Source organism: Salegentibacter sediminis (genome assembly GCF_002078605.1).
In the GTDB taxonomy this organism is placed as follows: domain Bacteria; phylum Bacteroidota; class Bacteroidia; order Flavobacteriales; family Flavobacteriaceae; genus Salegentibacter; species Salegentibacter sediminis.
Map to the genome: position 1 here is coordinate 1 of NZ_MSJR01000003.1, position 17,567 is coordinate 17,567.

16 protein-coding genes are annotated in these 17,567 nt (G+C 41.0%); 10 read left to right on the forward strand and 6 right to left on the reverse strand.

What is annotated here, in order from left to right; all coding sequences use genetic code 11:
* A partial coding sequence (locus tag BUW93_RS06185) for a Gfo/Idh/MocA family protein (RefSeq protein ID WP_198536989.1) occupies positions 1 to 468 on the reverse strand: 468 nt, incomplete at its 3' end.
* A gap of 275 nt (positions 469 to 743) precedes the next feature.
* Here BUW93_RS06185 and BUW93_RS06190 point away from each other — a divergent pair.
* From BUW93_RS06190 to pncA, 3 genes are read left to right on the forward strand one after another with little or no spacing between them, the layout of a single operon-like run.
* Positions 744 to 1,283, forward strand: a complete 540-nt coding sequence (locus tag BUW93_RS06190; RefSeq protein ID WP_081210255.1) for a macro domain-containing protein — start codon at positions 744 to 746, stop codon at positions 1,281 to 1,283.
* Positions 1,284 to 1,292: 9 nt separating this feature from the next.
* Positions 1,293 to 2,696, forward strand: coding sequence for a nicotinate phosphoribosyltransferase (locus BUW93_RS06195; RefSeq protein ID WP_081210257.1), 1,404 nt, complete (start codon positions 1,293 to 1,295; stop codon positions 2,694 to 2,696).
* A 5-nt stretch (positions 2,697 to 2,701) separates the two neighbouring features.
* Complete coding sequence (pncA, locus tag BUW93_RS06200) at positions 2,702 to 3,313, forward strand: bifunctional nicotinamidase/pyrazinamidase (RefSeq protein WP_081210259.1); 612 nt, start codon at positions 2,702 to 2,704, stop codon at positions 3,311 to 3,313.
* On the opposite strand, the gene BUW93_RS06205 is transcribed toward pncA, so the two are convergent.
* Entirely contained in the window at positions 3,310 to 4,086 is a 777-nt protein-coding gene (locus tag BUW93_RS06205; RefSeq protein WP_081210261.1) for a THC0290_0291 family protein, read from the reverse strand. The genes pncA and BUW93_RS06205 overlap by 4 nt on opposite strands.
* Positions 4,087 to 4,290: 204 nt before the next feature.
* Here BUW93_RS06205 and gdhA point away from each other — a divergent pair, with 204 nt between their 5' ends.
* The 7 genes from gdhA to BUW93_RS06240 all read left to right on the forward strand — a co-directional run bounded on the left by gdhA (position 4,291) and on the right by BUW93_RS06240 (position 14,091).
* Positions 4,291 to 5,634 carry an NADP-specific glutamate dehydrogenase gene (gene gdhA, locus BUW93_RS06210; RefSeq protein ID WP_081210263.1) on the forward strand — a complete coding sequence of 448 codons (1,344 nt, stop codon included), beginning with the start codon at positions 4,291 to 4,293 and terminating at the stop codon, positions 5,632 to 5,634.
* A 79-nt stretch (positions 5,635 to 5,713) separates the two neighbouring features.
* A complete protein-coding gene (gene recO, locus BUW93_RS06215; RefSeq protein WP_081210265.1) occupies positions 5,714 to 6,433 on the forward strand; it encodes a DNA repair protein RecO in 720 nt (239 codons plus the stop codon).
* Positions 6,434 to 8,839: a TonB-dependent receptor plug domain-containing protein gene (locus tag BUW93_RS06220; protein WP_081210267.1), complete on the forward strand. Its 2,406-nt coding sequence runs from the start codon at positions 6,434 to 6,436 to the stop codon at positions 8,837 to 8,839.
* A 109-nt stretch (positions 8,840 to 8,948) separates the two neighbouring features.
* Positions 8,949 to 12,350, forward strand: a complete 3,402-nt coding sequence (ileS, locus tag BUW93_RS06225; RefSeq protein WP_081210269.1) for an isoleucine--tRNA ligase — start codon at positions 8,949 to 8,951, stop codon at positions 12,348 to 12,350.
* Positions 12,351 to 12,354: 4 nt separating this feature from the next.
* Positions 12,355 to 12,738, forward strand: coding sequence for a TraR/DksA family transcriptional regulator (locus BUW93_RS06230; RefSeq protein ID WP_081210271.1), 384 nt, complete (start codon positions 12,355 to 12,357; stop codon positions 12,736 to 12,738).
* A gap of 68 nt (positions 12,739 to 12,806) precedes the next feature.
* A complete protein-coding gene (locus BUW93_RS06235) occupies positions 12,807 to 13,430 on the forward strand; it encodes a DUF4097 family beta strand repeat-containing protein (RefSeq protein WP_081210273.1) in 624 nt (207 codons plus the stop codon).
* A 40-nt stretch (positions 13,431 to 13,470) separates the two neighbouring features.
* Positions 13,471 to 14,091, forward strand: coding sequence for a lipoprotein signal peptidase (locus tag BUW93_RS06240; protein WP_081210274.1), 621 nt, complete (start codon positions 13,471 to 13,473; stop codon positions 14,089 to 14,091).
* Here BUW93_RS06240 and BUW93_RS06245 read toward each other — a convergent pair.
* From BUW93_RS06245 to BUW93_RS06260, 4 genes are read right to left on the reverse strand one after another with little or no spacing between them, the layout of a single operon-like run.
* Positions 14,088 to 14,504, reverse strand: a complete 417-nt coding sequence (locus tag BUW93_RS06245; RefSeq protein ID WP_081210276.1) for a response regulator — start codon at positions 14,502 to 14,504, stop codon at positions 14,088 to 14,090. The genes BUW93_RS06240 and BUW93_RS06245 overlap by 4 nt on opposite strands.
* Before the next feature lie 10 nt (positions 14,505 to 14,514).
* Positions 14,515 to 15,963: a PAS domain-containing sensor histidine kinase gene (locus BUW93_RS06250; protein ID WP_081210278.1), complete on the reverse strand. Its 1,449-nt coding sequence runs from the start codon at positions 15,961 to 15,963 to the stop codon at positions 14,515 to 14,517.
* Between the two features lie 57 nt (positions 15,964 to 16,020).
* On the reverse strand, positions 16,021 to 16,590 hold the full coding sequence (locus BUW93_RS06255) for a 5-formyltetrahydrofolate cyclo-ligase (RefSeq protein WP_081210280.1): 570 nt from the start codon (positions 16,588 to 16,590) through the stop codon (positions 16,021 to 16,023).
* Positions 16,583 to 17,566, reverse strand: coding sequence for a succinylglutamate desuccinylase/aspartoacylase family protein (locus BUW93_RS06260; protein WP_081210282.1), 984 nt, complete (start codon positions 17,564 to 17,566; stop codon positions 16,583 to 16,585). The genes BUW93_RS06255 and BUW93_RS06260 overlap by 8 nt, the downstream gene beginning before the upstream one ends.
* Between the last annotated feature and the right edge of the window lies 1 nt (position 17,567).

A 17,567-nucleotide genomic window follows, 5' to 3' on the forward strand; every position in this document is an offset into this window, starting at 1 on the left:
ACCTGCTAAGTTAACCCGATTCTTATCCCAGGATATCTGAATAGGATCGGGTACTTTGGAGATTGATTTAATAAGTGGGGCAAACCTCCTGTTAAATCCCAGATAAAGAGGTGTTCTGTATTTAGCGGCCAGCTCTAATAACTTTTCCGATTCATCTAGAGAATAGCTCAAAGGTTTGTCTACAAAAACAGGAATTTTTGCATTTAACAATTTTGAAAGAATGGGAGCATGACTTTCCGTGGAGCTATGAACCATTGCTGCATCTGGTTTTGAGCGAATAAGATCATCTATGCTCGGGCAGGTGTTATTTATTCTAAATTTATTCGAAAGCTTTTTTAAAGTATCGGTGGTTCTGGTACAAAGTATTGGATCTACTTTAGGATGATTTGCTAAAATTGGTAAATAGGCCTTTTGAGCAATTCTCCCTAATCCGATTAAGGCAATTCTAATTTTAGGTTTGTTGGACATTTGATGAATGTTTGTAATTTATCAATGCTGGGTATTTATTTTAAAATTTCCGCAGTTGACCGTGGGCTCGGTAATTTGATGTTTAAGTTTCATTAAAGGTATTCAAAAATATATTCTTTTTGAAGGCTCTACCTTTGATAAGAATATTGTCTAAATTTTAATTCTGCACCCCGCATTATCAAAACTGGTAAAAATAAGGCCTTGAGGATTTTCCTGCGAATAAACTTTTCCTGACATGTCAAAGATTTCGTAACTTCTGTTTAAAATTTTCAATTATGAAAGCATCATATAAGCAGGTAGAGATCGAAATCTCAAGAGGCGATATTGCCGACCAGGAGGGGGTAGATGCCGTGGTAAATGCCGCAAATGCCGAATTGGCCATGGGCGGGGGAGTGGCAGGAGCAATTCATCGGGCTGCAGGACCTCAACTTTACGAGGAGTGCAAACCGCTGGCTCCCATCCAGCCCGGTGAGGCCGTTATTACCGGCGCTCATAATTTGCCTAACCAATATGTTATACATTGCCTGGGGCCTGTTTATGGGCGGGACAAACCGGAAGATAAACTCCTGGGAAACTGCTACTCAAATGCCCTTAAGCTCGCCGAAGAATATAAAATTAGCAGTATCGCCTTCCCGGCCCTGTCTACAGGTGCTTTTGGATATCCTATAACTGAGGCCACCAAAATTACTTTTAATACAATTTTAGCGGAGGTTCCCAGGCTAAAACACCTGCAAAAACTTAAATTTGTGCTTCACAGCGAAGGCGACCTAAAAATCTACGAGTTGGTTTTTAGGAATCTTAGCAAACAAACCTAAGCCTTATTTATGCTTGATTTCACTGCAACTTACACCGATCTTTACCAGCTCTCTATGGCGCAGGTGTATTTTAACCGGGGCCATAAGAACGATATCGCAGTCTTCGATTATTTTTTCAGAAAAAATCCTTTTAACGGGGGTTATGCCATTTTTGCTGGCCTGCAAGACGTGCTAAAAATTATAGATGAGCTTAGATTTTCTGAAGAGGATATCGCGTATCTGAAAACCCAGGATTTCGATGAGGAATTTCTCGAGTATCTTAAAGGTTTTAAATTCAATGGAAATATCTATTCGGTACAGGAAGGGGATGTTGTTTTTCCTACCCGGCCTGTTTTGCAGGTAGAGGCAAGTTTGGTTGAGGCTCAACTTATAGAGACCCTGCTGCTTAATTTTCTGAATTTCCAAACCCTGATTGCTACGAAAGCAAACCGTGTTCGTCTGGTGGCCGGGGAACGAAGCCTTCTGGATTTCGGACTTCGCAGGGCACAAGGTCCCGGTGGTTATTATGCCAGCAGGGCAGCAGTGATTGGTGGCTTTAGTGGCACGAGCAACGTGCTTGCCGGTCGGGATTTTGATATTCCGGTTTCGGGAACCATGGCTCATTCTTTTATTCAGAGCTATGATGATGAGCTCTCGGCATTCAGAGATTTTGCTGAAGGAAGACCAAAAAAATGTGTTTTGCTGGTAGATACTTACGATACCTTAAAAAGCGGTATTCCCAACGCCATCAAGGTTGCAAAAGAGATGGAAGAGAAGGGACATAAGTTACTTGCTGTTCGCCTGGATAGTGGTGACCTTGCCTACCTTGCCAAAGAGAGCCGAAAGATGCTTGATAAGGCCGGTCTTGAGTATGTTAAGATCGCAGCATCCAATCAGCTCGATGAATTTGTGATAAAGAGCTTGTTGGAACAGGAAGCTCCTATAGATATTTTTGGGGTAGGGACCAACCTGGTTATCGGTAGTCCCGACGGCGCATTGGATGGGGTTTATAAGCTTACTTATTCTGCGGGAAAACCTCGTATTAAAATTTCAGAAAGCATTATAAAGATTACGCTTCCTCATAAAAAACAGGTTTACCGGGTGAAGAATGAAAACGGAGAAGCCATAGGAGCCGATGTGGTTACCCTCGTTGAAGAGGAGAAACCAAAACGAATGTTCCATCCTTTTGAGCCTTTTAAGTCTATGGAACTTTCAGGATTGAAGCTGGAGAAACTTCTGCAACCGGTTATGCTGGATGGTGAAATAAAAATGGACTTTAAAAGTCTTACCGAAATAGCCGATTACAGTAAAACAAGACTCTCAGAGCTACCTACGGAGTACAAGCGATTTAATAACCCACATATTTACAAGATCGGGATTAGCCAAAATCTCAAGGAAGAACGGGACCGGCTTATCTCTTCATTTAAAAAATAAGTGTAATGAAAACCTTAGTGATTATAGATATGCAAAATGATTTTATTCCCGGGGGCGCCCTCGCCGTGCCTGGGGGAGATGAAATCGTTTCCTTAATCAATAGACTTCAGGAGAATTTTGATTTGGTAATCGCTACCCAGGATTGGCATCCGGAAGCTCATGCGAGTTTTGCTGAAAGCCATCCTGGGAAGCGGGAATTTGAAAGCATAGATCTAAACGGGACAGAACAGGTACTTTGGCCGGTGCATTGTGTGCAGAATACAAAAGGAGCAGAATTCCACCGGTATTTAAAAACGGCTAAAATTGAAGCGATCTTTAGAAAAGGCACCGACCCTGGGATCGATTCCTACAGTGGTTTTTATGATAATGCTCATTTAAAATCTACCGGCCTGGCAGGCTATCTTCGTGAAAAAGGCGTAGAAGAGCTCTACTTCTGTGGGCTAGCTGCCGAATATTGTGTGTATTTTTCGGTAAAAGATGCTCTACAAGAAGGCTTTAAAGCTGTACTTGTTGAAGATGCCACCCGGGCACTGGATTCCGATGATTTTAAAAAGGCTAAAGAGGATATTTTAGAAAAGGGCGGAAAGATCATTACTTCAGATGAAATAACCCATTAAAAGTTAATATAGTAAACGTAGCCCACGCCAATCCAAAAAACCACATCATTAAATTTGTTGGCGACTACATCGTGGTTTAATCCGTCAACCCAATCATTGCCATAATAATGCCATCGGCCTTCAAACATAAGGTCGTGACGCCACCCCAACCGGTATCTTGCTCCCATCACTCCTACAATAGAATAGGTAGTACCGCGTTCCAGGTTGATGCCTCCTACAAAGGCAGGAAAAACGTTTTTGGGATTTTCCAGCGAACCTAAATCAGAGTAGGCATCAGGTTTATAGGTTACAAAATGAGCTCCCAGCCCAATATAGGGGGAAAACCAGTAGCCAAAATTGGTGAAATCTCTAATTCTCAAAGGGTGATATTCCAGCAGTGTACCTACTTCCAGCACATTGGTCTTTCCATGCATGGCACGAAGAAGTTTTCCACCTATGGAATTTTTTGAGGCAACGGGCCCGTAATGTTCAAGATTGGAGCGTAGCCAGGTGAGTTCGTTTCGCAGCCGCAAATGACTCGCTAACCAGGAGTCGGTTCTTTGGTAATTACATTCATTGCAATAAGCAAGGTTCATAAAATGCAATAAACCCACACCCAGTCCTGCATTAGCAACATTGGCCTGTAAATTCCATCTTTCGCCATAATCGGTTAAGAAGTTTGCCGGGCCGCCAAAAACCCCTATTTCATGGGAGATGCCAAATTGTGCATGTACCCGGCCGTTTTGCAGTACCAAAAGAAAGAAAAAGACTAAGATTATCTTGATGTAGTACATGCACCCCGGGATTGAAGTAATAGCAAATATATAAAAACTAGGCTAACAATAATCCTTTGGTATGACGAGGCTCATAATCCTTAAAGAATTATTAGTTAATATTATACGAAATGATAAAAAATACTCCCTGTTTTTTGAATAACCCATATATTTGCAAGGGGGTAACCCTAATTTATTGTAAAATCTATTAGCACTATTATAATTATGGAACAAAATGTAAAAGATTTCCTTGATAAAGTTTCAAAACGAAATCAAAACGAACCCGAATTCATGCAAGCGGTTCGTGAAGTTGCCGAAACCGTTCTCCCTTTTATAGAAGAAAATAAGAAATACCAGAACAAAATGCTTCTGGAGCGTATGGTAGAACCCGAACGCGTTATAATGTTTAGAGTACCCTGGCTTGATGATAAAGGTGATATCCAGGTTAACCGTGGCTTCAGAATTCAGATGAATTCTGCTATTGGGCCATATAAAGGCGGTTTGCGTTTTCACCCTTCAGTAAACCTTAGTATTCTTAAATTCCTGGCTTTTGAGCAGGTGTTCAAGAACAGTCTAACCACACTGCCTATGGGTGGTGGAAAAGGAGGCTCAGACTTCGACCCAAAAGGAAAATCTGATAATGAGGTAATGCGTTTTTGCCAGAGCTTCATGAGCGAATTAAGTCGTCACATTGGTGCAGATACCGATGTTCCTGCGGGAGATATTGGGGTTGGAGCAAGAGAGGTAGGTTTTCTCTTTGGCCAGTATAAAAGACTTCAAAATGAATTTACCGGGATCCTAACCGGGAAGGGGCTTTCTTTCGGAGGCTCACTTATTCGTCCTGAAGCAACCGGTTATGGAAATGTGTACTTTACCCAGAATATGCTTAAAACAAAAGGTGATAGCCTGGAAGGAAAATCAGTGGTTATCTCTGGATCAGGTAATGTTGCCCAGTATGCTGCCGAAAAAGTGCTTGAGCTTGGCGGAAAAGTGCTTACCATGTCAGATTCAGGTGGGTATATTTACGAGAAAGATGGAATTACCGCTGAAAAACTTCAGTTTATCATGAACCTTAAAAATGTGAAGCGTGGACGTATTAGCGAATATGTAGATGAGTATGCTTCAGCTAAATATTTTGAAGGGAAGACTCCATGGGAGGTGAAATGTGAGGTAGCGCTGCCATGTGCTACTCAAAATGAGCTTCACGAAGAAGACGCTAAAATGCTAGTGGATAACGGTTGTATGTGTGTTGGAGAGGGGGCGAATATGCCTTGTACTCCTGAAGCCGTTGAACATTTCCAGAATGCCAGGATTCTTTACTCTCCCGGAAAAGCTTCTAATGCTGGTGGAGTAGCGACCTCAGGTTTGGAAATGTCTCAAAACTCTATGAGATATAACTGGACTTCTGAAGAAGTAGATGCCAAGCTTCACGCTATTATGAACGAAATTCACGATCGTTGTGTGGAATTCGGAACCCAGGAAGATGGTTATATTGACTATGTGAAAGGAGCAAATATCGCCGGCTTTGTAAAAGTTGCCGATGCTATGCTTGCCCAGGGCGTGGTCTAAAAAACCTATAATTTTAATATTAAATGCCGCTACCTACCCGGAGCGGCATTTTTTATATCTTCGGATAAAATTTTTCCAGATGCCAGTCACTACCAAAGCTATTGTTATTAGTGCTCTGAAATACGGCGAAGCCGATCTCATTGTAAAGGCTTATACCTTTAGCGATGGCCTTAAAACTTATATGCTCAAGGGAGTCTTAAAATCCAGAAAAGGTAAATTCAAGGCTTCGCTTTTTCAGCCCTTAACCCAGCTGGAAATTGTAGCTAAGCATCGCGGCAAGGGTACTATGGAGTATTTGCAGGATGCCCGGGTGGCCCATCATTACGAAAATCTGCATACCGATGTGGTGAAGTCGGCACTTATTATGTTTCTTGCTGAAGTGCTTCGGAATTCCATTCAGGAGGAAGAGGCTAATCCGCCCTTGTTTAATTACCTGGAAAATAGCTTCATTATTTTAGACCAAACAGAACAGATAGGGAATTTCCATTTGTTGTTTCTGCTAAGGTTATCCGGCTTTCTCGGTTTCTCTCCTGAAGCATCTCAAAAAGACCTGGCCTGCTTTAATTTACTGGAAGGTAGTTTTCAGGAATTCAGTACCAATGAATATTGCATAGAAGGCGAAAATCTTGAGATTTTACGCAGGTTTTTGGGCATAAATTTTGATGAGCTAAGCCGAATTAAACTTAACCAATCAAGCCGAAGAAATTTTCTGAATATGCTGCTTTTGTATTACGAATTGCATATTGAAGGTTTTAAAAAACCCAGGTCGCTTTCGGTTTTCAATGAAATATTTAGTTAAATGCGAGCATCATTTGCAGGAGCGATTCTTCTTTTCTTTATTTTTAGTCTTTCCCATGCCCAGGAGATTCAGGTGCTGGAACAAACCAGCAATGAACCTATCCGGGGAGTAGCAGTCTTTAATGCTGATAAATCCAGGTCTACGATTACCGACCTTTATGGAGTCGCAAATATTTCACGGTTTAAAGATTCTGAAATGATCAGCTTCAAGCATATGTCGCATAAACTGGCTATTTTATCAAAAGCTGAAATTCTTGCCAATAATAACAGGGTTTACCTTGAAGGGGATGAGAACCAGCTGGAACAGGTCGTGCTTTCGGCAGGGAGGTTCAAGATGTCTAAGGAAGAAACCACTCAGAAAATAGTGGCCTTAAACTCCCATGACGTGCAATTGTATGCCCCACAAACTTCAGCAGATTTGCTGGAGGGCAGCGGACAGGTTTTTGTGCAGAAAAGTCAGATGGGTGGTGGCAGCCCGATGATACGGGGTTTTTCTGCCAATCGTTTGCTAATTACGGTAGATGGAGTTCGTATGAATACCGCCATTTTCAGAAGCGGAAATTTGCAAAATGTAATTTCAGTAGACCCGCTTGCAGTAGAAAATACAGAGGTTATCATCGGCCCGGGCTCGGTGGTGTATGGAAGTGACGCCGTGGGAGGCGTGATGAATTTTTATACGCTGAAACCTAAATTTTCAGCCGGGAAAACCGGGTTTTCAGGCAATGCCTATACCCGTTACGCCACTGCAAACAATGAAAAAACCATTCATGCCGATTTCAATATTGGACGTGAGAATTGGGCCTTTTTAACCGGGGTCACCTATTCAGATTTTGAGGATTTGAGAATGGGATCTAATGGTCCTGAAGAATACCTCCGGCCAGATTATGTGATTCGGCGCGGGAATCAGGATGTTGTAGTAGAAAATTCCGAAGAAAAACTTCAGAAATTCACGGGTTACGATCAAATCAACCTGCTTCAGAAGATAAAATATATGCCCGGCAACGACTGGGATTTTAATCTGGGTTTAATTTACTCTACCACTTCCGATTTTCCGCGTTACGATAGGCTTATTCAGAAAAGAAATGGTGAATTCCGATCTGCTGAATGGTATTACGGGCCGCAAACCTGGTTTATGGGTAACTTCAAGATCAATAAAAAAGGGAATGGAATTTTATATGATAAGGCGCAGTTAACAACTGCCTATCAGTTTTTTGAAGAAAGCCGGAATAATCGGGATTTTAACGAAGAGATTCGCTTTAATTCTACCGAAAAAGTAGATGCCTATTCAGCAAACCTCGATTTTGAAAAGGATTTTGAGGAAAGTCGTTTGTTCTACGGAACTGAATATGTTTATAACCTGGTGAATTCAAGTGCCAGGCAGTTCAATATTATTTCTGAAGAAACCCGGGCGGATGCTTCACGTTATCCCGATGCTTCCACCTGGCAGTCACTCGCCGCTTATCTTTCTTATCAGTGGAAGATAAATTCTGAACTAAGTTTTCAATCGGGAGCGCGGTATAATCATATTCTGGTAGATGCTGAATTTGATGAGCATTTCTTCGACTTTCCTTTTTCTGAAGCAAATATAAATACCGGGGCTTTAACCGGAAGTGTCGGCCTGAATTGGAGGCAAAGCCGTTTTTTTAGATGGAAGCTAAATCTTTCCACGGCTTTCAGAGCTCCAAATATTGACGATGTAGGAAAGATCTTCGATTCTGAACCCGGAGCGGTGGTGGTCCCTAATCCTAACCTGAAACCTGAATATGCTTATAACAGCGAATTAGGTCTGGATTGGATGCCTTCAGAAAATCTTGAATTTTCTTTTGCTACTTACTACACCCGCCTTAAAGATGCGATGGTGAGAAGGGATTTTCAGTTGGATGGAAAAACGGAGATTGATTACCAGGGAGAGCCCAGCCGGGTTCAGGCTATACAAAATGCCGCAAAGGCTTATGTGTATGGTTTTGAAGCTGGAGTTGCTTATAATATTTCCGTGGCCCTTAGATTGAGTTCTCAAATAAACTATACCAAAGGCGAGGAAGAGCAGGAGGATGGCTCTACGGTCGCTTTGCGTCACGCCGCTCCCCTTTTTGGAAACACTCATCTCACCTGGCATAAAAAACGCTTGAAATTTGATGTTTTTGCCGAATACAATGGGCAGATAGAATATGAAAATTTGGCTCCTTCAGAAAAAGGGAAGGCGTATTTGTATGCTTTAGATGAAAATGGGAATCCATATTCTCCCTCCTGGTATACGCTAAATCTTAGCGGGCAGTATGAAATAAGCGAAGCCTTGCTCGCCACAATTTCCTTTGAGAATATCACCGACCAGCGTTACCGAACTTACTCCTCCGGAATTGCTGCGGCAGGTAGAAATTTGATATTGGCGATAAAGTATAGTTTTTAGGTTTTCAACTTAAGAATTCAGGAATTGTTCTAATCGCTTTTTCCCTATTTCAGGTCGGCTATTTTACTAAAAATCATTAATTTCGCGTTTCAATAGAAATTTCGACAAAATGACCAATAAGTTCCCTGAATATAAAGGACTTGACTTACCCAAAGTAGCCGAGGAAATACTGGATTACTGGAAGGAGAACGATATTTTTGAAAAGAGCATAAGCACCCGCGAGGGGAAGGAGCCTTTCGTGTTTTTTGAAGGGCCACCTTCTGCAAATGGACTCCCGGGAATTCACCACGTGATGGCTCGTGCTATCAAAGATATTTTTTGTCGATATAAAACCCAAAAAGGCTACCAGGTAAAACGTAAGGCCGGTTGGGATACCCACGGTTTACCCGTAGAACTTGGAGTTGAAAAAGAATTGGGTATCACTAAAGAAGATATTGGCACCAAGATTTCCATAGAGAAATATAACGAAGCCTGTAAAAATGCGGTAATGCGTTACACCGATGTGTGGAACGAGCTTACCGAAAAAATAGGATACTGGGTAGATATGGAAAATCCATATATCACCTACAAATCCAAGTATATGGAAACGGTTTGGTGGCTGCTTTCCGAAATTTATAAAAAAGGCCTTATCTATAAAGGTTACACCATCCAGCCGTATTCGCCAAAAGCGGGTACCGGTTTAAGTTCTCACGAACTCAACCAACCGGGAACTTACCAGGATGTTACCGATACCACAGTTACGGCGATGTTTAAAATCACCGATTCCTCTAAAGCTTCGGTTGAAACAAACCTGGAAGGTGCGTTCTTAATCGCATGGACCACCACCCCGTGGACTTTGCCCTCAAACACTGCGCTTACGGTAGGGCCAAAAATCGAATATATTTCTGTAAAAACCTACAACCAGTACACTTTTGAACCAATTACGATTATAGTAGCAAAAGAACTTGCCAGAAAGCAATTCGACAAGAAGTTTAAGGAAGTTGAAACCGAAGAGGAGTTAAAAGCCTATGTGGAAGGCGATAAAAAGATCCCATTCTTAATGGGGGGAACTTTTACAGGAAAGGATCTTGTGGGGATAAAATTTGAGCAGTTGTTGCCGTATGCATTACCTGCAGAAAATCCTGAAAATGCGTTTCGTGTAATTTCGGGAGATTTTGTGACTACAGAAGATGGTACCGGAATAGTGCATACTTCGCCAACTTTTGGTGCCGATGATGCGATGGTGGCAAAACAGGCCACACCACAAGTGCCGCCATTATTGGTGAAAGACGAAAACGGAAACCTTGTGCCGCTCGTGGATCTTCAGGGTAAATTCAGGCCAGAAATGGGAGAATTTGCCGGGAAATATGTGAAAAATGAATATTATGACGATGGGCAGGCGCCAGAGAAATCGGTAGATGTTGAAATAGCGATAAAACTCAAGGAAGAAAACCGTGCTTTTAAAGTAGAAAAATACGTTCACAGCTATCCAAATTGCTGGAGAACCGATAAACCCATTTTATACTATCCCCTGGATTCCTGGTTCATAAAGGTAACCGAATTCAAGGACAGGATGTTCGAGTTAAATCAAACCATTAACTGGAAACCGAAATCTACCGGGGAAGGTCGTTTTGGAAACTGGCTGGCTAATGCCAACGACTGGAACCTATCACGCAGCCGATATTGGGGAATTCCTCTGCCTATTTGGAGAACCGAAGAAGGTAAGGAAGAGAAACTAATTGGCTCTATTGCTGAATTAAAGAAAGAAATGGCCAGGGCCGTAGAGGCCGGGTTTATGGATAAGGATATTTTTGAAGGTTTCCAGCCCGGAGATATAAGTGAAGAGAACTACGATTTGGTAGACCTTCACAAAAATGTGGTAGACCAGATCACGCTGGTTTCAGATTCAGGAAAACCAATGAAACGTGAAGCCGATTTGATAGATGTTTGGTTCGATTCCGGTTCTATGCCCTACTCGCAGTGGCACTATCCGTTTGAAAATAAAGAAAAAGTTGAAGGAGGTGAAAGAAAGGCCGATTTCATAGCCGAAGGGGTAGACCAAACGCGAGGTTGGTTTTATACCTTGCACGCCATCGCTACGATGATCTTTGATGATGTGGCTTATAAAAATGTGGTTTCCAACGGACTTGTTTTAGATAAAAACGGACAAAAAATGTCCAAACGTCTTGGAAATGCAGTAGATCCCTTCGAAACTTTGGCAGCTTTCGGGCCCGATGCTACTCGTTGGTACATGATCTCGAATGCAAATCCATGGGATAACCTGAAATTCGACATTGAGGGTATTGCTGAGGTGCGCCGTAAATTCTTCGGAACGCTTTACAATACCTATTCTTTCTTCACGCTCTATGCCAATATCGATAACTTTAAATATGAAGAAGCCGATATACCTCTGGAAGAGAGACCGGAAATAGACCGCTGGATCCTTTCAGAATTGCATACCCTAATAGAAAAAGTAGATAAGTTCTACGCAGATTATGAGCCGACAAAAGCTACCCGGGCAATTTCAGAGTTTGTTCAGGAAAACCTGAGTAACTGGTTCGTACGATTAAGCCGAAGAAGATTCTGGAAAGGCGATTATGAGCAGGATAAGATTTCGGCTTATCAAACCCTTTATGCCTGCCTGGAAACAGTGGCAAAATTAGGAGCTCCTGTGGCCCCATTCTTTATGGACAGGCTGTACAAAGACCTGAACCAGGCAACTCAGAAGGAAAGTTTTGAATCGGTGCATCTTGCTGATTTCCCGGTTTTTTATGATAAATTTGTTGATAAATCTTTGGAACGTAAAATGGAAAAGGCCCAAACCATCTCATCCCTGGTGCTTTCTCTGCGTAAAAAGGAAATGATCAAAGTAAGGCAACCGCTCCAAAGGGTAATGATCCCGGTGCTTGATGAGCAACAACGGGAAGAAATCCTGGCTGTGGAAGACCTTATAAAATCTGAAGTAAACGTAAAAGAATTACAGCTTATCGATGATGCATCCGGGGTCCTGGTGAAGCAGGTAAAACCTAATTTTAAGGTTCTCGGCCCCCGTTTTGGAAAGGATATGAAGCTGGTTGTCAGCAAGATAAATAGTCTAAATGCCACAGATATTACCACAATAGAGCGTGAGGGTAGTATCGATATTGAGGTTAACGAAAAAATGATTACTTTGGCCGCCGAAGAGGTGGAAATAACCTCCCAGGATATTGAAGGCTGGTTAGTTGCCAGCAGTGGTAATATTACAGTAGCCCTGGACGTTAGTATTTCTCCTGAGCTTAAAAAGGAAGGAGTAGCCCGGGAATTGGTAAACCGAATTCAGAACCTTAGAAAGGATTCCGGCTTTGAAGTTACCGATACCATAGATGTGACCCTACAAAAAGACGGCATTGTCGAGGATGCCGTTAATGAAAATATAACCTATATCAAGAACGAAACATTAACTGCACACCTCGAAGTTGCAGCGGTGGTAGAAGAAGGTACAGATGTAGCTTTTGATGACATTACCACTAAATTGTTTATTAAAAAACATTGAGCTTATGTCTGCAGAAGTTAAAGAACGTTACAATGACGCTGATTTGGCGGAATTTAAGGCCATTATCTTAAAAAAGATCGAGAAGGCCCAGGAACAGTTGGAAATTTACGAAAATGCTTATAAAAATGACGGGAATAACGGCACCGACGATACTTCTCCCACTTTTAAAGCTTTTGAAGAAGGAAGTGAAACGATGAGTAAAGAAGCCAATTCACAGTTGGCCATTCGTCAGGAGAAGTTCATCAGGGATCTTAAAAATGCTTTATTGCGTATTGAGAACAAAACCTATGGGATTTGTAGAGTAACCGGCAAATTAATAGCCAAAGAACGCCTTAAACTTGTGCCACATGCTACTTTAAGCATTGAGGCTAAGAATATGCAGCGCTAAAACCACAATAAATAAATAAAGAAACGCTCTTTTTGAAAATATTCAAAGGGAGCGTTTTGCTTTTTTGAATGCTAAAGAACCTTTCAATACTACTTTCTCTATTTTTTAGTCTTTCTCTGTTTGGGCAGAAGGAAACGCTGGAAAGCATTGAAGCAAAATCTGTAGAAGCGATCCAGATTTTTGCTGATGAGGTATATAGCATTAACATTGAAACTTATGAAGGTTCTGAAATCCTTATCGCCACTCATTCAGAAGGGGAATATTATAACCAGATAAGGCTCAATACCGAGATTAAGAATAAAAAGCTAATTCTCAGCACCAAATATCCTGAAGCGCTTTCCGGGGGCTATGATAAATTGAGTGCCCACAAGGTTTTCTCTTTAGACCTGCAGTTAAAAATACCTGCGGGCTTAAGGCTGTATGTTGAATCAAACCTGGCCTCGGTGACCGCAGCCGGAGAATTTGAATTTTTGGAGCTTAGGCTCAACCAGGGATTTTGTGAACTTATAAATTTCAGCGGAAATGGTAATGTGCAAACCATTATGGGAAATATTTCAGTGGAAACCCGGAATACCCGCGTTGAAGCGGAATCCCGAAATGGAAAGCTGAATTTGCCCTTAGCTAACAAAGGCGGGAAACTTCTGAAGTTGTCTTCGGTGAATGGTGATATTAGCCTGCGAAAAACTAAATAATAATTGTATTTTTGATGCGTTTATAATGCAATAGCTATACATGTCCTTAAAAAAAGCCGGAATAATTATATTACTGATCCTCATTATCGATCAGATTTCCAAATTCTATATTAAAACAAATTTTGCCCTTGGCGATGAAATAAGAGTCTTTGAATGGTTCAGAATTTTATTCGTAGAGAATGAAGGAATGGCCTGGGGAGCGAAAATCCCCGGTTCTTACGGGAAACTTGCGTTAACGCTCTTTAGACTGGCAGCAATTGTGGGCATAGGCTACTGGCTCTGGGATTCAGTAAGGAAAAATGGCTCAAAGATTCTTATTATTTCTATCGCCCTGATTTTTGCCGGGGCAATGGGCAACATCATAGATTCGGTTTTCTACGGAATTATCTTTAACGACAGTTATGGCCATATAGCAAGCTTTTTGCCGGAGGGAGGAGGCTACGGCACGCTTTTTCATGGAAAGGTGGTTGATATGCTTTATTTCCCGTTATGGCAGGGTAATTTACCGGAATGGATTCCGTTTTGGGGCGGTAATTATTTCACCTTTTTTGAACCAGTCTTTAATATAGCCGATTCTGCAATTAGTGTAGGGGTGGCTCTATTGTTATTATTCAATAAAAAGGCATTTCCACCAGAAGAAGAAACTTCAGAAAAGAACTAAGCTGCGTTATTCTTTTCAAAGATTTTCTCGAACTTTTTCAACTCAATTGGTTTGATCAAATAATCGGTGACCATATTGAATGATTTCGCTCTTTCAAGATCGCGAGGATCTATAGATGAACTCACCACGTAAAGGGTAATTTTCTTTTCGAAATTGTTCTTGATCTTGATGAATTCACTTAGAAATTCCCAACCATCCATCACCGGCATATTAAGGTCGAGGAAAATAATATCGGGAAGTTTATCCTCGGTCATATTGCCCATAATTAATTGAAAATAGTCGAGTGCCTCTTTTCCGTTTTTGAAGATTAGCAGGTTTTCAGACAGCTTCTTGATCTCGATAATCTTTCGTACCAGGTTAACGTATATTTTATCATCATCAATAATACACGCTAATTCTACTTTTTGCCCCATGAGAATTAGTTTAAAATTTAATCTTAAAAGTGGTGCCTACATCTACGGTGCTGGTTACAGAAATTGAACCTCCCAATGTTTCCACCTGATTTTTGGTGATAAACAGGCCAATTCCTTTTGCTTCCGGATTGCTGTGGAATGTTTTGTACATTCCAAACATTTTGTCGCCGTACTGATCCAGGTCTATGCCCATCCCGTTATCGCTAATCTCAAGATACTCCTTGTCATTCTCGATGTAGGTTTGTATATAAATCACCGGTTTTCTCCCCGGATGTTTATATTTTATGGCATTCGTGATTAAATTTAGTAAAATACTTTCAAGATACTCAGAGATATAACTAATTTCTTCAAGAGCGTTAAATTCAGCTACGATTTTTGCATTTTCCCGATTAATCAGAGAGGAAGTTGAAGCCATTACCCCACTTAATGCATCTTCAAATTTAATGATTCGCCTGTTTTTACTAAGTAGGCTTTGTTTATTTACAATTTCATTTAATTGTGAAATAGCTGTATCCAGATTATCTGCTATGTCTACTACATTGGGAAGCAGTTCCAGTTTGTCGGCTTCGGTTTTGGCTTCCTTTAATAATTCTACAATAAGACTTAGGTTGCTGCTGTGAGATCGTAAATGATGAGAAACGACATGGGCAAAATTAAATAGTCTTGAATTCTGTGTGGCGATAATATCCAGGGAATTTTGAAGATTGAGCTCGTTGGTCTTATTCTCATCGATATCCTGGTAAACCCCGCGAATTCCAATTATTTCCTGTTCTTCGTTATAAACAGGTTTTCCGGTGGCTCTTACCCAAAACTCCTTATTATGGAGGCTAAGCATTTTCAGCTCTATTTTAAACGGAATCCCGTATTTTTCACATTTTTCGAACGAAGATAGTACCCTTTGATGATGCTCGGGCGCATAAAATTTCAAACGCTCCTCGTATGCCGGTTGATAATCGATGGGACAATTCACGATCTTTTTAGTAACATTATCCCAATAAATATTCTTGTGCAAAGTATCTACATACCACCCACCGGTTGAAGTCATCTCGGCGGTTTCGTGGTAGTAAAAGAAATTTTCTTCAATGGTGTATTGATCGCGTTTTGCCTGATGAATATTAACAAACAAAAGCACGGCGGTTTCCCGGTTGCTGTGGTCTTTGTTCTTTAAATTACGACATTCAAACCAGCGGTATTTACCGTTGTTCAGTTTCAGTTTTAATTCCAGGCTAAAAGGTTCATTCTGGGAAGTAAGTTTATCAAAATACAGCCTGAAATCGTAGCGATAATCGGGGTGAAGAATTTCCTTTAGAAAATATTCAAAAGGCTCGTTGGTGCCGGGTTTACCTACCAGGGCACTAAAATGATCAGACCAGCTAAGCTTTTTGCTGAAAAGGTTGACCTTCCAGTAGGCAATATCAAAATCTTCAAGAATACTGTTTAACTGAAGGTCGTTTAGCATCTGGCCGGTTAGTTTACCTAAAAGTAATAGAATGTTCTATTACTTACAAATAAATACCTAATTTTTAAACTGATAGACCTTGTTGGGGGTTACGCAATAATCCAGTGCCACATCGGTATCATAGATCTCTTTAATCTCTTCTTCAGCTTCAAAAAAAGAAAGGCCAATCTTAATGACGTCAGGTTTACAGGAAGCGAGAAACTGGTCGTAATAACCTTTTCCGTAGCCTATGCGGTGGCCGTTTTTATCAAAAGCTAGCAGGGGTACAAAGACGAGATCAAGTTTTTTAGGAGCAATCTCAATGCCGCCAACGGGTTCAGGAATATTCAAGCTATTCTTTTTAATAGCAGTATTATCCGTTAAAAGAAAATGCTTCAATTGATGCTTTTTAATATCGGTTTTTGAAACCACCACATTTTTATCTTTCCCTTGCAGAATATGAAGGGTGTATTCGGTATTAATTTCTTTTTGTTCGGCAATACTTAAAAAAAGGTGATAGAACTCGAGGTCCCAAATTTTAAGCTGCAGAAGATTATTGGCAATTTTCAAACTTAGCTCTTCAATTTCTTCTTCGGAAAGCTTTAAACGTAATTCTTTGTATTTTCTTCGAAGCTCACTTTTATTCATCTTCTTTCTTTGGTAATGAAATATGAAAAATTGCATCTCCCTGGTAAACTATAGGTGATTCGTTCACATTGAGAATATAACCAGTGTTAGATGCCTTTACTTTATGCCTGAACTTTCCGTATGGATCGGTAATAGTACCAATAAATTCGCCTTTTTCCACGTGTTTTCCGCAGGGAATTTTCACATGAAGGAGGCCGCTGTATTTCGCGCGCATCCAGAAACTATTTTCGATTAAAACCGTTTGGGTGACCGCATCGGGATATTCAAATTTAGGATTTAGCATTTCCAGATGGCTAAGAATACGCATGGTACCTTCCACACCATGCCTGGCAATTTCTTTATCACTGGATTTAGATTTGCCTCCTTCATATAACAACACCGGGATTCCCAGTTTTGAACAGGTTTCCCTAAAAGATTTGGTGATGGTTTTAGACTGCATAGTGAAGGGCGCATTAAAGATATGGCTGTATTTTACGCTTTGATCATCTGCTTGCTTCACCCTTATTTGTGGGGCATTAAACCGGCTTGCACCACCTGTGTGGAAATCAAGACAAAAATTGGCTACAGGGAGTATTTTTTTGACGAACTGGTAAGCAAATCTGCTGGCCAGGGAACCATGTTTGGTGCCGGGAAACATTCGGTTAAGGTCTCTGCCATCCGGAAATTCACGACTTAAATTAAGAAAGCCAAAAATATTCACTACCGGGATGCAAATAATGGTCCCTTTCTGGGGTTTATTGATACCTTTAGAGATCACCTGTCTAACTACTTCTATCCCGTTGATCTCATCTCCGTGTATACCTGCAGTAAGCAGAACAACCGGGCCGGGTTTTTTAGCGCGTTCAATAATAACAGGTACATCTACCGAATTGGTGGTGTAGAGTTTAGCCATATTGAAATTGATGGTGGCACTCTTCCCAGGTAAAACCTTTTCACCCAGAATCTCCAGAACATTATCTTCGGTTATTCTTGGCATA

Bases quoted from the DNA above. Each gene is read 5' to 3' on its own strand.
- BUW93_RS06190 (WP_081210255.1), top strand. From the start codon at position 744: ATGAAAGCATCATATAAGCAGGTAGAGATCGAAATCTCAAGAGGCGAT.
- BUW93_RS06195 (WP_081210257.1), top strand. From the start codon at position 1,293: ATGCTTGATTTCACTGCAACTTACACCGATCTTTACCAGCTCTCTATG.
- pncA (WP_081210259.1), top strand. From the start codon at position 2,702: ATGAAAACCTTAGTGATTATAGATATGCAAAATGATTTTATTCCCGGG.
- BUW93_RS06205 (WP_081210261.1), bottom strand. From the start codon at position 4,086: ATGTACTACATCAAGATAATCTTAGTCTTTTTCTTTCTTTTGGTACTG.
- gdhA (WP_081210263.1), top strand. From the start codon at position 4,291: ATGGAACAAAATGTAAAAGATTTCCTTGATAAAGTTTCAAAACGAAAT.
- recO (WP_081210265.1), top strand. From the start codon at position 5,714: ATGCCAGTCACTACCAAAGCTATTGTTATTAGTGCTCTGAAATACGGC.
- BUW93_RS06220 (WP_081210267.1), top strand. From the start codon at position 6,434: ATGCGAGCATCATTTGCAGGAGCGATTCTTCTTTTCTTTATTTTTAGT.
- ileS (WP_081210269.1), top strand. From the start codon at position 8,949: ATGACCAATAAGTTCCCTGAATATAAAGGACTTGACTTACCCAAAGTA.
- BUW93_RS06230 (WP_081210271.1), top strand. From the start codon at position 12,355: ATGTCTGCAGAAGTTAAAGAACGTTACAATGACGCTGATTTGGCGGAA.
- BUW93_RS06235 (WP_081210273.1), top strand. From the start codon at position 12,807: ATGCTAAAGAACCTTTCAATACTACTTTCTCTATTTTTTAGTCTTTCT.
- BUW93_RS06240 (WP_081210274.1), top strand. From the start codon at position 13,471: ATGTCCTTAAAAAAAGCCGGAATAATTATATTACTGATCCTCATTATC.
- BUW93_RS06245 (WP_081210276.1), bottom strand. From the start codon at position 14,504: ATGGGGCAAAAAGTAGAATTAGCGTGTATTATTGATGATGATAAAATA.
- BUW93_RS06250 (WP_081210278.1), bottom strand. From the start codon at position 15,963: ATGCTAAACGACCTTCAGTTAAACAGTATTCTTGAAGATTTTGATATT.
- BUW93_RS06255 (WP_081210280.1), bottom strand. From the start codon at position 16,590: ATGAATAAAAGTGAGCTTCGAAGAAAATACAAAGAATTACGTTTAAAG.
- BUW93_RS06260 (WP_081210282.1), bottom strand. From the start codon at position 17,566: ATGCCAAGAATAACCGAAGATAATGTTCTGGAGATTCTGGGTGAAAAG.